This is a genomic window from Vibrio sp. 10N.286.45.E10 (assembly GCF_002874195.2).
Lineage (GTDB): Bacteria > Pseudomonadota > Gammaproteobacteria > Enterobacterales > Vibrionaceae > Vibrio > Vibrio crassostreae.
In genome coordinates this window covers 603,829-619,081 of sequence record NZ_MCWD02000001.1, presented here as the reverse complement: position 1 = coordinate 619,081, position 15,253 = coordinate 603,829, and the positions used below count along the sequence as shown (strand labels likewise).

General features: G+C 46.2%; 14 protein-coding genes. All 14 read right to left on the bottom strand.

Annotation, left to right across the window (positions count from 1 at the left end):
- Positions 1-208: 208 nt before the first annotated feature.
- The 14 genes from BCU34_RS02710 to fliR all read right to left on the bottom strand — a co-directional run bounded on the left by BCU34_RS02710 (position 209) and on the right by fliR (position 15,251).
- Positions 209-721: a DUF2802 domain-containing protein gene (locus BCU34_RS02710; RefSeq protein WP_048668497.1), complete on the bottom strand. Its 513-nt coding sequence runs from the start codon at positions 719-721 to the stop codon at positions 209-211.
- A complete protein-coding gene (locus BCU34_RS02705) occupies positions 721-1,215 on the bottom strand; it encodes a chemotaxis protein CheW (protein WP_017056895.1) in 495 nt (164 codons plus the stop codon). Before BCU34_RS02705 ends, BCU34_RS02710 begins: the two co-directional genes overlap by 1 nt.
- A gap of 72 nt (positions 1,216-1,287) precedes the next feature.
- The gene (locus BCU34_RS02700; RefSeq protein WP_413286260.1) at positions 1,288-2,442 is read right to left on the bottom strand and encodes a chemotaxis protein CheW; all 1,155 of its coding nucleotides are present in this window, start codon (positions 2,440-2,442) and stop codon (positions 1,288-1,290) included.
- Positions 2,429-3,211 carry a ParA family protein gene (locus tag BCU34_RS02695; RefSeq protein WP_048661505.1) on the bottom strand — a complete coding sequence of 261 codons (783 nt, stop codon included), beginning with the start codon at positions 3,209-3,211 and terminating at the stop codon, positions 2,429-2,431. Before BCU34_RS02695 ends, BCU34_RS02700 begins: the two co-directional genes overlap by 14 nt.
- 10 nt (positions 3,212-3,221) lie before the next feature.
- Entirely contained in the window at positions 3,222-4,346 is a 1,125-nt protein-coding gene (locus tag BCU34_RS02690; protein ID WP_048616090.1) for a protein-glutamate methylesterase/protein-glutamine glutaminase, read from the bottom strand.
- 13 nt (positions 4,347-4,359) lie between these two features.
- Positions 4,360-6,540 (bottom strand): chemotaxis protein CheA, encoded by a 2,181-nt coding sequence (locus tag BCU34_RS02685; RefSeq protein ID WP_048664304.1) that lies wholly within the window; start codon positions 6,538-6,540, stop codon positions 4,360-4,362.
- Between the two features lie 9 nt (positions 6,541-6,549).
- Positions 6,550-7,281: a protein phosphatase CheZ gene (locus BCU34_RS02680; protein ID WP_048661507.1), complete on the bottom strand. Its 732-nt coding sequence runs from the start codon at positions 7,279-7,281 to the stop codon at positions 6,550-6,552.
- 106 nt (positions 7,282-7,387) lie between these two features.
- Entirely contained in the window at positions 7,388-7,756 is a 369-nt protein-coding gene (cheY, locus tag BCU34_RS02675; protein ID WP_016767062.1) for a chemotaxis response regulator CheY, read from the bottom strand.
- Between the two features lie 42 nt (positions 7,757-7,798).
- Positions 7,799-8,533, bottom strand: coding sequence for an RNA polymerase sigma factor FliA (locus BCU34_RS02670; protein WP_048661508.1), 735 nt, complete (start codon positions 8,531-8,533; stop codon positions 7,799-7,801).
- Complete coding sequence (locus BCU34_RS02665; RefSeq protein ID WP_048661509.1) at positions 8,526-9,413, bottom strand: MinD/ParA family protein; 888 nt, start codon at positions 9,411-9,413, stop codon at positions 8,526-8,528. The genes BCU34_RS02670 and BCU34_RS02665 overlap by 8 nt, the downstream gene beginning before the upstream one ends.
- Before the next feature lie 13 nt (positions 9,414-9,426).
- Entirely contained in the window at positions 9,427-10,989 is a 1,563-nt protein-coding gene (gene flhF, locus BCU34_RS02660; RefSeq protein WP_102478845.1) for a flagellar biosynthesis protein FlhF, read from the bottom strand.
- Positions 10,990-11,016: 27 nt separating this feature from the next.
- Positions 11,017-13,116 (bottom strand): flagellar biosynthesis protein FlhA, encoded by a 2,100-nt coding sequence (gene flhA, locus BCU34_RS02655; RefSeq protein ID WP_048668500.1) that lies wholly within the window; start codon positions 13,114-13,116, stop codon positions 11,017-11,019.
- A gap of 212 nt (positions 13,117-13,328) precedes the next feature.
- Positions 13,329-14,459 (bottom strand): flagellar biosynthesis protein FlhB, encoded by a 1,131-nt coding sequence (flhB, locus tag BCU34_RS02650; RefSeq protein WP_048661512.1) that lies wholly within the window; start codon positions 14,457-14,459, stop codon positions 13,329-13,331.
- Between the two features lie 9 nt (positions 14,460-14,468).
- Positions 14,469-15,251: a flagellar biosynthetic protein FliR gene (gene fliR / locus BCU34_RS02645; protein WP_017060672.1), complete on the bottom strand. Its 783-nt coding sequence runs from the start codon at positions 15,249-15,251 to the stop codon at positions 14,469-14,471.
- Positions 15,252-15,253: the final 2 nt, after the last annotated feature.

Here is a 15,253-nt window from a genome sequence, read left to right as displayed (position 1 = left end):
TTTTCGATAGAACAAAGTCGGTAAGAAACTGTTACCACCGCATCACAATTTACACATTTTCATCAACAAACAAGATATTGCCTTAGATACAAGCACTTATAAACATCGTTCTATATAGATAGAACAGGCATAAAAAAAGAAGCCGAAGCTTCTTTTAAAAGGAATACGTAATAAACATCAATTGTTCAATACGAATTAAGCGCTCAATTTAACGACGTCGAGACGGGTCTCTGCGATCGCGAGAGGCATCGGGTTGATCATCGTACGATGAAGGGTTACTTCTCAACGAAGGGATTTTCTCCTTACCCGCGAGCTTATTCTGTAGAGACATCATTAGCTCAGCTTCCGCTTTAGGTAGTTCACACTCTTCAATCAGTTCGTTTATCCCGGCACCAAGCTGAACCATTTTCGTTGCACGTGTGTACAAGCGGCCATCAGTGTCAGCATGTTCCAACTCAACAATACGCTCATTCAAGTGCTTTATCAGATCTTGCTGTTCAGTAACTTTTTGGCCCAGGCCAACCACAACCGAGCGAACCTCAAGTAATTGCTTACTCGATTTTTGAAGCTCTTTGTCCAAATTACGAACTTGCAGACGTGACTGATCGAGCTGCTTTTGAATCGCACGTTTTACTTTGCTAATCAAAATCACGATGAATAACGTAAAAACCCCAACGCCTGATATCAGAGCAACAGGGGTTAAAGGAAGCGCTTCAAACATTACAGGTGAGCCATCTCATCCCATTCGTCTTCGCTTAGTAGTTTGTTTAGATCTACTAAGATAAGCAGCTTGCCATCACGGTTACTGACACCTTGAATGAACTTAGCACTTTCGTCAGTGCCAACACTTGGCGTTGTGTCGATTTCAGAAGAACGTAGGTAAACCACTTCAGCAACGCTATCTACTAGAATGCCAATAACTTGACGCTCAGATTCAATAACGATGATACGAGTGTTATCTGTGATTTCACCTTGCATCAAACCAAAGCGAGAACGAGTGTCGATAACAGTAACAACATTACCACGCAGGTTGATAATACCTAGAACGTAGTCTGGAGCACCCGGTACAGGAGCAATTTCACTGTAACGCAGTACTTCACGTACTTGCATTACATTGATGCCGTAAGTTTCTTCTTCTAGCTGGAATGTCACCCATTGAAGTACTTCATCATTGGTTGGATCTTTTCTTACTTCAACTTCACTCATATGAGACATAGATAATCCTCTTGCCGTCGTTACCGACCACTATTATTAACTTGACGCTTATTGTTAGCCTAATGCTTATGACTAGCTTAATGCTTTTACATCTAGCCCTGCGTTTAGCATGGCGATTAATGCTTCAACATGGATCAAAGCACACATTTTTTCTTTTACCATACCAGCGAGCCATGGGCGTTTCCCTGCCATTTCTCGCCAACGTACTTTATCTGTATTAAGTAGCTCGGTGCCTTTTAACTCGGTGCCCGCAAGCCCCCACAAGCTCTCTCCAAGCATCACTATATATTGATAGTTTTCTTTGTATTCGTCACCCGATAGTTTCTCAGACATCACCCATTTTGCGGTGTCAACCACATCTAGCTGACTATCACGGTTGGTTTGTAAACCTAAATACCAAGCTGGCTTACCAATGATATGGCTTAACTCTTCAAGGCGATGGATGCCGCCAAGCTCATCAAGTGGCACCGCAAAGGTCACGCCGTTTACATCAAAATACAAAACTTGAAAGTCTTCTGTGCGAACCGTACTTTCCCAAGAGGTAAACTGTTCAGCACCTCCTGCTTGAGTTTCAGGTTCAATAACTGTCTCGGGCTCAGGGACGTCAAGTTCAGGTTCAACAGCCTTAACTTCTAGTTGTTCCATCTCCAGCGATTCAGCTTGTAACTCTTCAAATTGCTGCGTTTCAACCGGTGGCTCTGCAGCAATTGATAAATCAGGTTGTGGAAGATTCCAATCTTGAATCTCTGGCTCTTCAAACACCTGAACAGATTCAACCGCGGCATCAAATATTTGCATATCTGCTTGCTGTGCGATTTTCTGGGTGTTCTGATCCATCAACTCATCAAGGTTCAGTTCATCAACAACATTGGTCGCCTCTAAACGACTCAGTAGTTTCTGAACATCCTCAAGGTTAGGAACCTCAAACTCAGCCGCGCGTATTTCTGCATAGCTTGAGTGGTGACTCGAAAATTGGCGCTCTGGCTCTGGCTCTGGCTCTGGCTCTGGCTCTGGCTCTGGCTCTGGCTCTGGCTCTGGCTCTGGCTCTGGCTCTGGCTCTGGCTCTGGCTCTGGCTCTTCAGATTGTGATTCGTCGCTCGACTCGTCAACAAAAAAATCATCAGATTCAAAGCTTTCATCGCCTAATAACGCAGTAAAGTAATCATCCAGTGCTTGTTCACTGGAGAGACTTGGCTGCGCCAATACTGATTCTTTATTCGCGCTCATTTATCGCCAACCTTTCGAGATAAATAAGCAACTGTTTATAAGCAAATACACCACGGCTACCCGATGCAAAATGAGATGCTGGTAGGCGTTTTAGGCTCGCATCTCGAAACTTAGTATCTATCGGCACAGCAGACGTCCAAACTTGGTTTGGATAATCATCTTTGAGCTGCGTTAATGTTTGCAGTGAGGCTTTAGTTCGCTTGTCGTACATCGTCGGGACAATCGTCACCTTAAACGGCGTTTTGCGAGACTTCTGCATGATGGTCAAAGTGCGAATCATGCGCTCTAAGCCCTTCATCGCCAAAAACTCAGTCTGTACCGGAATCAAAATACGATCACTAGCAGCCAATGCATTGACCATCATCACCCCCAGAATTGGCGGACAATCGATCAACACATAGTCATAGTCACCTTTCAAAGCGGCCAAAGCGCGCTTCAAGATCAACCCCATGCCACTTCGATTTCCCATTACACGGTCTAATGTGGCCAAAGACATGTGCGCAGGAATAATATCGATACCTTCAACTTCCGTTTGTAAAAGCAAAGGTCTTACTGTCTGCGCGTTAAACTCACGCAACTGAAACAAATCAAACAGGCTCGATTCCACCGTATCTGAGTCGTAACCCAGATAGGTGGTCAGTGATGCATGTGGGTCAGTATCAACCAACAGAACACGGTGCCCCTTCAACGCAAGTAAACCTGCTAGAGTCACGGTCGTGGTCGTTTTACCAACACCACCTTTTTGGTTTGCAACACTCCAAACAATCATTTCGATTTACCTAAGCTAACCCAACTTCAACCAAAATCCTTTCCGCGATGCGGTCGAGAGGTAGGTCTTCAGTAGAAATGCCAGCTTTTGCTACAGCTTGAGGCATACCATATACAACACAACTATCTTCGTCTTGTGCCCAAATCGTCGAGCCCGCGGTTTTCAACATACGCGAACCTTCTCGACCATCTGCGCCCATACCGGTCAGTATCATAGACAACACTTTGTCACCGTAGATCTTCGCTGCAGAGCCAAATGTGACATCTACACAAGGCTTGTAATTCATTCGGTCGCCGCCATCGATAATTCTTAGACGTGCAGAGCCTGCACGGCCATCAACCATCATCTGTTTACCACCCGGAGCAAGATACGCCACTCCTGGTTTCAACACATCACCGTCTTGCGCTTCACGGACTTCAATCTTACACAAGGTGTTCAATCGACTAGCAAAAGCAGCTGTGAATGTTGCTGGCATATGCTGAACTAACACAATCGGATGTGGATAGTTAGCAGGGATGCGCGTCAAAATCTTCTGTAGCGCAACCGGGCCACCAGTCGACGTACCAATTGCCGTTAATTGATATTTCTTACCTGACGCTCTGAATTTTGCCGTTGATGCAACCGCTGGCTTCGCTGTCGAAGTCGCAGCTGCTGTTGAAATCGGTTGGCGTAATGGCGTAGATGTTGAAGTCGTTGCTGTCGCTCTCGGTGCAATAGGAGCACGACGCATAAACGCACGCTTTGCAGCAATCTGAATCACACGCTGTTGAAGCAATGCAACCGCATCATCGCGGTTACGTGCGATGTCTTCAAACTTCTTAGGTAGGAAGTCGAGAGCACCTGCATCTAATGCATCTAACGTTGCTCTCGCTCCATCATGCGTTAACGATGAAAACATCAAAATAGGCGTTGGAGACGCGGCCATGATCTCACGAACGGCAGTGATGCCGTCCATGACAGGCATTTCAATGTCCATCGTGATTACGTCAGGTCTTAGCTGTTTCGCTTTCTCAACGGCTTCTTTACCGTTTACTGCTACATCAATGACTTCTAGGCGAGCCTCTGAGTTGATGATCTCGCTAACGCGACGACGAAAGAAACTCGAATCATCAACGACTAATACTTTAATCGCCATATTTATCCTTAAATTAAATTCTTGACGCAGCTGCGTACTGCTTCAACAAGTCCGGCACATCTAGAATCAATGCAATGTGTCCGTCACTTGTAATTGTCGCGCCTGCCATTCCTGGCGTGCCTTGCAGAAGCTTATCAAGTGGCTTGATCACGACTTCTTCTTGACCGATAAGCGTATCGACAACAAAACCAACTCGTTGGCTACCAAGTTGTACGATAACAACATGGCCGTGCCCTTTACGCAGTTCAACAATACCCGCTTTAGGAGCAAGCCAGTTTTGCAAGTAGAACAACGGAATAGACTTATCGCGAACGATGATCGTTAGCTGACCATCAACCACATTTGTGCGGCTTAAGTCTAGGTGGAAGATCTCGTTAACCGATGCCAATGGCAATGCAAATGGGTGACCCGCAACACCGACCATCAAGGTTGGTAGAATAGCTAGGGTTAGTGGAACCTTGATGGTGATCTTGGTGCCTTGTCCCATTTCTGAATCAATATCAATAGAGCCGTTCAGTGTGTTGATCGCCGTTTTCACAACGTCCATACCTACACCACGACCAGAGATATCCGAGATCTGCTCTTTGCTTGAGAAGCCAGGAGCAAAAATCAGGTTGAAACACTCTTTATTTGATAAACGAGACGCTGCATCTTCATCCATCAGGCCACGTTTGACCGCAATAGCACGAAGCTTATCAGGGTCCATACCGCCACCGTCATCAACGATAGCCAGCTCAATGTGATCACCTTCTTGAGAGGCAGACAGAATCACTTTACCCGTTTGTGATTTACCCGCAGCAACACGGTCGTTCGGCATTTCGATACCATGGTCGACAGAGTTTCTCACCAAGTGAATCAGGGGATCAGCAAGTGCTTCTACCAAGTTTTTATCAAGGTCAGTTTCTTCGCCACGCATTTCAAGAACGATGTCTTTCTTCAAGCTACGCGCAAGGTCACGGACAACTCGTGGGAAGCGACCAAATACTTTCTTGATCGGCTGCATACGAGTCTTCATTACCGCGCCTTGTAGGTCTGCAGTAACAACATCTAAGTTAGAGACAGCTTTCGACATTTCTTCGTCATTGCTGTTTAGGCCAAGACTGACAAGTCGGTTACGCACCAATACCAGTTCACCCACCATGTTCATGATGGTATCCAGTGTTGATGTATCGACACGAACTGTAGCTTCAGCTTGCTGCTTCTTCGCTGGCGCTTTAACTTCAGTTTTTGCTGGAGCACTAGGTTTCGGTTCTTCTTTAACCACAACCGGAGCAGCAGGCTTAGGCGCAGCTTGTGGTGCAACTGCCGCAGACTTCACTTCTGCAGGCTTAGTCGCAGCATCGAGCTCTTCAATCGAAGGTCCGTTACCTGAACCATGCAATTGGTCCAGTAACTTCTCGAACTCTTCGTCAGTCATCAGGTCATCGCCTTCAGACATCGCCGAAACAGGTGCTGCCGGAGGCGCTGGCGGTGGAGGAGGCGTTGAACTTGCCGCTGTCGGGCTGTTACCCGCGCCGTGCAATTCATCCAACAACTTCTCAAATTCGTCATCAGTAATATCACCACTGTCAGCAACAGGCTGAGGTGCAACTGGTGCTGGCGGCGGTGTGGGTGCAGAAGGTGCTGTTGGTGAACCACCTTTACCGTGAAGTTCATCAAGCAGGCGCTCAAACTCGTCTTCAGAGATATCATCCACAGATGAGGCACTGATGCTTGAGCTTTCGACAACCGGTTCAGGGGCTGTAACGACAGGCTCTGGGATAACAGGTGCTGGCGCTTCTACTGGTGCAACTTCATCCGCTGATTCTGGTTTGCAGAGGCGGTGAAGTTCATCCAATAAAGCTTGGTCTGCTGGTACTAAAGGTTCCTGATCTTGCACGGCTTGGAACTGTGTATTAACAGTATCTAACGCCTGCAGCATAGTATCCATCAAGCCTGATGTTACGCTGCGCTGACCGTTTCGTAGAATGTCGAACACATTCTCGGCACCATGACAAGTATCCACCAGCTCAGTTAATGCTAAGAAACCAGCACCACCTTTTACTGTATGGAAACCACGGAAAATAGCATTTAATAGGTCTTTGTCGTCAGGGTTATTCTCAAGCTCTACCAGTTGCTCTGATAGAAGTTCAAGGATCTCTCCTGCTTCGACTAAAAAGTCCTGAAGAATATCTTCGTCTAAATCGTAGCTCATACGTTACCTTTAAAATCCAAGACTGGATAACAAATCGTCGACTTCATCCTGAGAAGCAACAGCGTCTTCGCGCTCTTCTGGATTCATGATTGGCCCTTCTGGAGCAATCGATGCTTTCTTCTCTGATTTTGGAGTTGGCTCAGTCTGATTCGCACCAAATACGGTGAGAATCTCAACTAAGCGTCCTTCAACCTCATTCACCAAGGTAATAACTTTGCTAATTATCTGCCCAGTTAAATCTTGGAAATCCTGAGCCATCAAGATTTCAGTCAGTTGTCCACGTAGTTCGGTACTATCGCCCTCTACTTGGACAAGCAATCCATCAATGCGGTGACATAAAGCTTTAAATTGTGCCAGCTCAATGCGGCCATGCATCAGTTCATTCCATTGAGGCCTTACTTGAAGTAAACACTCGTGTAGGTTGTCTGCAATTGGCATACAGCGATCGACAGCGTCCATCGTCTTATTTGCCGCAACTTCCGTTTTATCAATGACATACTGAAGGCGATCCCTTGCATCGGGGATTTCGTCATTTGCGATAACGCTAATGCGCTCATCGAAATTAAATTGAGTCAAAGAGTCATGGAGGTCGCGAGTCAGACTTCCTATTTCTTGAAGCATTGGATTGTCTTGAAGACTAAAATTATCTTCATAAATGCTTCTAACAAGAGAATCAGCATCTTGCTGCTCATCGTTCTCAAGCAGCTCTACTAATTTTTTTGCTTGTTCTAATGAAATCATCCTGAGTTCGGCCTTACTCCGCATACTTTGTGCGCTTAGGCTATCGAGATAAACAGATAACTTATCAGTCAGCGTTTATCTAGAAGTACCTAAAACTTATTGATGCTTATAAGCGATCAAAAATCTTATCAAGTTTCTCTTTCAGCGTTGCAGCAGTGAAAGGCTTCACAATGTAACCATTAACACCCGCTTGCGCTGCTTCGATGATCTGCTCACGCTTCGCTTCTGCTGTGATCATAAGCACTGGAAGGTGCTTAAGTTCTGCATCTGCGCGAATGTGTTTAAGCAAGTCAATACCTTGCATGCCTGGCATGTTCCAGTCAGTTACCACGAAATCAAATTCGCCTTTTTTCAGCATAGGTAACGCGGTCAAGCCATCGTCTGCTTCTTGAGTGTTGTTGAAACCTAAATCGCGAAGTAGGTTTTTAACAATTCGGCGCATCGTTGAAAAATCATCAACAATGAGAATTTTCATGTTTTTGTTCAAATTAGCCTCCACTGAATAGGATCAGTGTTGTTAGTCGTTCTGTGTCCAAGCACTTAACTTAGTGCGTAAACGCTGCATAGATTGGCTCAGTATTTGGCTGACACGAGATTCGCTGACACCTAGCACTTCCCCAATCTCTTTTAAATTGAGTTCTTCGTCGTAATAAAGCGAAAGCACAAGGCCTTCTCTTTCCGGAAGTTGTTTTATCGAGTCGATCAGAGCTTGGCGGAATGACTCATCAGCAACCCCTTGAAAAGGCGTGTTATCTTGAGAGTCTTCATTCGGAGATATTACATCATCTGAGACGCCTAAATCTTCGATCCCAACCAGTCTTGAGCAATTAATATCAGTTAAAGCACTGTGGTACTGCTCCAAAGTGAGTCCCATATGTTTTGCCACTTCGGCATCACTCGGGTCGCGGTTGAGGATACCCTCTAATTCCGCGATTGCACTGCTGATTTCTCGGTTGTTTTTATGAACCGATCTCGGTACCCAGTCCCCGCGGCGAATGTCATCCAACATTGCCCCACGAATCCGAATACCAGCATACGTCTCAAAGCTTGCGCCTTTGGTACCATCATAGTTTTGTTGCGCTTCAATCAAGCCGATCATGCCAGCTTGAATTAAGTCATCAACCAATACATTAGGCGGTAATCGCCCCAACAAGTGATGAGCGATACGTTTAACCAACACAGAATACTTCTCAAAAAAAGCCTGTTGGCTATTGTGATTAGCATGTTGGTCGTAAGTAAGCGCTTTATTCACCAAATGGTTCCTCTATAAATTCAGTACGATTCAGCAGCCTTTCAACAAAGAACTCCAAGTGCCCACTTGGTGTTTTTGGTATTGGCCAGGTCAATGCTTTATTCGCCAAAGAGCTGATTGCCAACGCAGCTGGAGAGCGAGGATACGCATCTACTACGATCTTCTGTCTCTTGACTGATTGACGTACTTTATCATCTAAAGGAATACATGCTACGAGTTCGAGGCTCACATTCAAGAAGCGCTCTGTGACCAAAGTCAACTTTGCAAATAATTCTCGGCCTTCTCGGTAGCTTCTGACCATATTTGCAACAACTTTGAATCGCTGAACTTGGTGCTCTCTGCTCAAAAGCTTAATCAAAGCATATGCATCTGTGATTGAGGTAGGTTCATCACATACCACAACAACCACGTCTTGCGCCGCTCTTGAGAAACTGATCACCATGTCCGAAATTCCGGCAGCGGTATCAACCAACAAGATATCCATCTCGTCTTCAAGCGAACCAAATGCGCGAATCAAACCAGCATGCTGTGCGTGTGAAAGTTCAGTCATGCTTTGTGTGCCCGATGTCGCTGGAATAATTTTAATTCCGTGCGGCCCTTCGACAATCGCATCCTTAAGTTCACATTCGCCAGCCAACACATGCCCAAGGTTTCGTTTAGAACGAATACCCAGCATGATATCGACGTTAGCTAGCCCTAAATCGGCATCTAACACCATGACTTTTTTGCCTTGGCGCGCCATGCAAATAGCCATACCTAACGTCACATTGGATTTACCAACGCCTCCCTTACCACCGGTGACAGCGATAACTTTTGTGAGTGAAGGCTTGGTTAAGCGACGGAGGCCGCTAGCTTGATCATGTATCATATTTTCATTCATATTTATCCGCCGCCTAGAGCCCTTCAGAATCGCTATTCCAGTAATGAGGTTCATTCTCTGTAGATTTTTCTAATAACTCATTAGCCTTAGCAATCATGTACTTTGGCTGAGCTATAACGATATCTTCAGGAACTCGTTGACCATTTGCTATGTAAGCAACTGGTAATGCATTTTGTATTACGACACTGATGAATTCACCAAGACTGAGGGATTCATCCAATTTAGTCATGATGCATCCCGACAACGGGATTCTTCTAAAGTGTTCAATTGTTTCTTGTAGCACTTTGCGTTGTGCAGTTGCTGGCAACACAAGGTAGCTATTGATAACGGAACCACTCTCTTGCATCAATGTGTCTAACTGCTCAGATAGGCGAACATCTCGTTGTCCCATGCCTGCAGTATCGACCAGAATCAGGCGACGATTACGTAACTGATATATTACATCGGCCAGTTCGCTAGAATCTTTAGCAACTCTTACAGGACAACCCATAATTCGACCATAGATCGATAACTGCTCATGTGCACCTATACGATATGTGTCAGTTGTCACTAGTGCGACGTTATCTGCGCCATATTCCATGGCAGCACGTGCAGCTAGCTTTGCAACAGTTGTCGTTTTACCCACACCGGTTGGGCCAAGTAGAGCCACAATACCGCCGCGTTTTAAAATATCTTTCTGAGTGACAGAGATTTGGTCAGCAACCAGTGCTAACAAAGCCTTCCATGCACGCGCTGGTTTGGTATCTTCAGGAATGTAACAAGCCATCTGATCGGCCAGCTCTGCAGAAACACCCATACGCTCAAGGCGCTTAATAAGCATCGCTCTGAGCGGTTCACGACGCTCAACTTCTTGCCACATTAATCCAGATACTTGATGTTCTAACAGACGACGAATTGAGGTCATCTCTTCGCGCATCGTTTCCATTTCAGAATCAGAGCCTTTCGAGTGAGTGTTCTCACGACCGCGATCATAACGAGTAGGATCCAAGCGAGGTGCCGGACGCTCGACTCTGCGGTCTTCAGCAATCAACTTAGACAAACCTGTTTCACGAGCAAATGCTGAATCAAGATTGCCGTGAGACTGTTGGTTACCGTGAGACTGCTGATGGCCATGAGACTGCAGATTGCTTTGAGTCTGATGACTATGAGAGTTATGACCCGTGCTTGATTGGCGATTAAGCAATGCTGACAATGAATCTTCATTTTCAGCACGATGTTGTGGTTCATCCTCGGCGCCATGACTGTATTGTTTTAGCATATTCGCAAAGCGCTTAGTCATTGAGCGTCCACCTTCAGCATTCGACTGCAGGCTAACCTTGTCATCGTCTAGTTGACGTCGCCCTGCAGGAGCTGCGGGCGCGGCCATTTGCGTATATTGGCTTTGTGCAGGCTGCTGAGGTTTATTTAGTCTCTGGCTTGCTGTTGAAGGGCTAGATTCGCCATCAATAGCGGCAACAATTTCCACGCCACCTGCGACCTTTTTGTTAGACATGATCACCGCCTCTGAGCCAAGTTCTTCTTTAACTTGGAGCAGTGCCGTTCGCATATCTTTTGCAAAAAATCGTTTAATTTTCAATTCGATCGTCCGTTCTAATTAGGCGGCTTAATTACCAACAGCTTGTACTATACGTATCTGTTTTTCGTCCGGTATCTCTTGGTAAGACAAGACTCTCAAGCTTGGGATCGTGTTTTTCACGAACTTAGCCAGAGTCGAGCGTAACACACCAGAGGTCAGTAGCACCGCTGGTTCACCTTTCAGCTCCTGCTCTTGCGTAGCGTGGCTGAGGGAGGTCTGTAAACGTTCGGCTAAACCAGGTTCAATACCAGCAGATTCTCCGCCGGATGCCTGCATGGTTTGATGCAAGATTTGTTCCAGCTCAGGAATTAGGGTTATCACTGGCAACTCTGGCTCTATACCATTGATTTCTTGAACAATTAATCGTTTCAATGAGATACGAACCGCCGCAGTAAGTATGTCAGGTTCTTGACTCTTACCTGAATACTCCGACAAAGTTTGGACTATAGTTCGAATGTCACGAATTGGAATAGCTTCATTCAATAGGTTCTGTAGCACTTTCACAACCACACCCAACTGCAATTGATCCGGTACAAAACCTTCGACCAGCTTAGGTGTTGAGCGGCTAAGCATCTCAAGTAAGTTCTGAACTTCCTCGTGACCAATAAGCTGTGATGCGTTGTTGGTAAGCAGTTGGCTAAGATGTGTCGCCAATACTGTAGAAGAATCGACAACGGTATAACCTAGAGCTTGTGCGTGTTCACGCTGCTCTTCACGAATCCATACCGCTTCTAATCCAAATGCAGGGTCGATTGTCGGCTCACCATCGATCATACCGTACACTTGGCCCGGGTTAATCGCGAGCTCCATGTCAGGCTTGATCTCAGCTTCACCTACTGCGACACCCATCAGGGTAATTCGGTAGCTGTTTGGTGTCAGCTCTAGGTTATCGCGAATGTGTACCGCTGGGATCAAGAAACCAAAGTCTTGAGACAGCTTCTTACGCACACCTTTAACGCGTTCAAGCAGTTCGCCCCCTTGGTCTCTGTCAACCAAAGGAATTAAACGGTAACCCACTTCTAAACCAATAATATCGACAGGTTGAACATCATCCCAAGAAAGCTCCTTCTGAGAGCCTGCTTCTCCATTCGCTTCAACGGTCGCCGGAAGATTAGGTTCTTCCGCCTTCTTTTTGTTTTTCTTATCGATGTAATACGCACCCGCGCCCGCAATAACAGCAAGGCTCAAGAACGAGAAATGTGGCATACCCGGAACAATACCCATGATGCCAAGGATAGCGGCGGTGATCATCAAGGCTTTTGGATTGTCGAACATCTGGAAGACGAGCTGTTGCCCCATGTCTTCATCAGTATTTTGACGCGTTACCATCATTGCAGCTGCTATAGAAAGGAGCAGTGACGGGATTTGTGCAACCAGACCATCACCGATAGTCAGTAGCGTGTAGATTTCGATTGCTTCACCAAAACCAAGGTCAAACTGAGCCATACCAATGCTCAAGCCACCAATGATGTTGATGAACAGGATAAGGATACCGGCGATCGCATCGCCTTTTACAAACTTAGAAGCACCGTCCATCGAACCGTAGAAGTCAGCTTCCTTGGTTACTTCAAAACGTCGCAGACGTGCTTGATCTTGGTCGATCAAACCCGCGTTCAAGTCGGCATCGATTGCCATTTGTTTACCCGGTAACGCATCCAAAGTGAAACGCGCACTTACTTCCGAGATACGGCCCGCACCTTTGGTTACAACCATGAAGTTGATGATCATCAGAATCAAGAACACCACTAGACCGACAGCGTAGTTACCACCGATAACCACGTTACCGAAGGCTTCGATCACGTTACCAGCAGCGTCACCACCTTCATGGCCATGGAGCAATACCACACGTGTTGAAGCAACGTTCAAGGCCAATCGAAGCAGAGTCGCAATAAGCAGCACGGTCGGGAATGCAGCGAAGTCTAAAGGCCTACGGGTATAAACCGAAACCAATAGCACAACCATAGACAGTGCAATATTAAAGGTGAAGAACATATCCAACAAGAAAGCTGGAATGGGCAACACCACCATAGCAAGCGTGGCAAGTACCATAACAGGCGCACCAATCGCAGGCATGGCACGGTTAGGGATTTTAGGTAGCTTGTCCGCAAAAGGCAGGGAGAATTTCATAAATCTAGACAGTTTCGCTATGTTGTAGCTCTCTGAAGAAGTGGATTAGATCTTAGTCAGGGCTGTTTTGCTATGGGCTTATAATGTTCAGGCTTACTACAGCAAACACTGTACCAACATCTCACGTCAAATTATCGCCATCACCTCAATAAAAAGAAGATTAGCTAGCTCGCTATTATCAAGGTTCATCACGCAGAGCTCAAGCAATTGATCTAATGACGTAAATCAGGTGGGATCGGCATATTAGAATCTTGCAGTTTTGGCCTCTCCCCTCCTCGTTTTCGGTACTGCTTAAGCTGGAAAACATATGCAAGTACCTGCGCAACTGCCGTAAACAGACCGTCAGGAATTTGTTGTTCTAGCTCAGTGGTGTGATAAAGCGCCCTCGCCAATGGTGGCGCTGGAACAATATAGATGTCGTTTTCGCGCGCAATTTCTCGGATTTTCATCGCCATGTGGTCGACACCTTTGGCAACCACAATCGGCGCTTTATCTTGATTCTGCTTATAGCGCAATGCCACGGAAAAGTGCTCTGGGTTGGTCACAATCACATCCGCTTGAGGAACATCAGCCATCATTCGACGTTGAGCCGCTTCCCTTTGAAGCATACGAATTCGCCCTTTCACTTCCGGCTTACCTTCAGTATCTTTGAATTCGTCTTTGACTTCTTGTTTGGTCATCTTCAATTGATCGGCGTGTTGCCAGATCTGGAACGGGATATCAATCGCCACCACAATAAGCAGAGAGCAACTGATTAAAAGAATAAAGTTGAGCAAGATATCCAAAGCATGAAAGATATTCTGCGGATAAACATCCATGCTCAGCTGCATTAAATCATGCTGAGAGGCCTGAATCAGATAAATGGCCATGCCTGATACAAGAGCTACTTTCAAAATAGATTTGAGAAGTTCAACCCAACTTTGTAGGCCAAACATACGCTTGATACCACTGAGTGGATTGAGCTTAGACGCCTTTGGCATCGCGGCTTGCATTGAAAAGTTAATCCCACCGACACCCGCCGCACCAATGACTGCTGCAACGAATAAGGTTATCAGGATCAAAAACAGCGGAAACAGCAAATTCACCAGTGCACCACCGGCAATTTCGAAGAGTTTATTGGTATCAAAAATCTCGTCGCGGCTCAGAGAAAACAGACGTTGCATAGCCTCGAACAACGCCTTCGCCATCGATTCGCCAAACCACATTAATGCAATCGCACCTACTATCAGTACCGACGCCGACGCTAGCTCTTTCGACCTTGCAACCTGCCCTTTTTCTTTGGCCTGTTGCAAGCGTTTGGGCGTGGCGTCTTCTGTGCGTTCTTGACCGTCTGACTCTGCCATTTCAGTCCCCTAGCAATCTAACCGGATTAGACGACATATCTGTTGTTCGCCTTGCATCCAGAATAGCTCATAGTGACTATACAAGCCGCCAAGGATGTACCAACAAAGTAACAGACCCACGAGTAGCGCAAATGCAAAACCCAAAGAAAAGATGTTTAACTGAGGTGCAGCACGCGTCATTACACCAAAAGAAAGGTTAATCGTTAGTAGCGCGATAATGCCCGACAACGACATTGCTAATGCCGTTTTGAACATGATACCGAGCCACAACGCGAGTTCTCGAAAATCGACCGAAGTCAGAGAGCCACTGCCAATCGGCAAAGTCTTAAAACTGAACACCACCAACTGCAGCATTTTCAAGTGACCATCTGTCGCCAAAAAAAACATGGTCGCAAGCAACATGAACAACTGACCAAGTACTGGCGTATTCTGTCCGTTAGCGGGGTCAACCATTGAGGCGAAGCCCAAGCTAGATTGCATACCCAAGATCTGGCCGAGCATGACGAAGGTCTGAATCATAAACTGAGTAACAAAGCCCATGGCAACACCAATCACGATTTGCTCAAACACCGTTAAGAACCCTTGGAAAGAGAGCAGTTCGATCTCTTTGGGAACAGCAGGAATTGCGGGCATCACGGCAAAGGTGATAGCCAAACCTAAATACAGACGAATACGCGGCGACACGAAGCGTGCCCCTGTTACCGTCATCACCATCAGCATCGCTGAGATGCGAGTGTATGGCCAAAAATAATTGGCTAACCACTCTAGTACAAGGCTCGTTGGGTATTCCATAT

What these genes read in the sequence shown, in the direction of transcription:
- BCU34_RS02710 (WP_048668497.1), bottom strand. Translation starts at nt 721, where the DNA reads ATGTTTGAAGCGCTTCCTTTAACCCCTGTTGCTCTGATATCAGGCGTT.
- BCU34_RS02705 (WP_017056895.1), bottom strand. Translation starts at nt 1,215, where the DNA reads ATGTCTCATATGAGTGAAGTTGAAGTAAGAAAAGATCCAACCAATGAT.
- BCU34_RS02700 (WP_413286260.1), bottom strand. Translation starts at nt 2,442, where the DNA reads ATGAGCGCGAATAAAGAATCAGTATTGGCGCAGCCAAGTCTCTCCAGT.
- BCU34_RS02695 (WP_048661505.1), bottom strand. Translation starts at nt 3,211, where the DNA reads ATGATTGTTTGGAGTGTTGCAAACCAAAAAGGTGGTGTTGGTAAAACG.
- BCU34_RS02690 (WP_048616090.1), bottom strand. Translation starts at nt 4,346, where the DNA reads ATGGCGATTAAAGTATTAGTCGTTGATGATTCGAGTTTCTTTCGTCGT.
- BCU34_RS02685 (WP_048664304.1), bottom strand. Translation starts at nt 6,540, where the DNA reads ATGAGCTACGATTTAGACGAAGATATTCTTCAGGACTTTTTAGTCGAA.
- BCU34_RS02680 (WP_048661507.1), bottom strand. Translation starts at nt 7,281, where the DNA reads ATGATTTCATTAGAACAAGCAAAAAAATTAGTAGAGCTGCTTGAGAAC.
- cheY (WP_016767062.1), bottom strand. Translation starts at nt 7,756, where the DNA reads ATGAAAATTCTCATTGTTGATGATTTTTCAACGATGCGCCGAATTGTT.
- BCU34_RS02665 (WP_048661509.1), bottom strand. Translation starts at nt 9,413, where the DNA reads ATGAATGAAAATATGATACATGATCAAGCTAGCGGCCTCCGTCGCTTA.
- flhA (WP_048668500.1), bottom strand. Translation starts at nt 13,116, where the DNA reads ATGAAATTCTCCCTGCCTTTTGCGGACAAGCTACCTAAAATCCCTAAC.
- flhB (WP_048661512.1), bottom strand. Translation starts at nt 14,459, where the DNA reads ATGGCAGAGTCAGACGGTCAAGAACGCACAGAAGACGCCACGCCCAAA.
- fliR (WP_017060672.1), bottom strand. Translation starts at nt 15,251, where the DNA reads ATGGAATACCCAACGAGCCTTGTACTAGAGTGGTTAGCCAATTATTTT.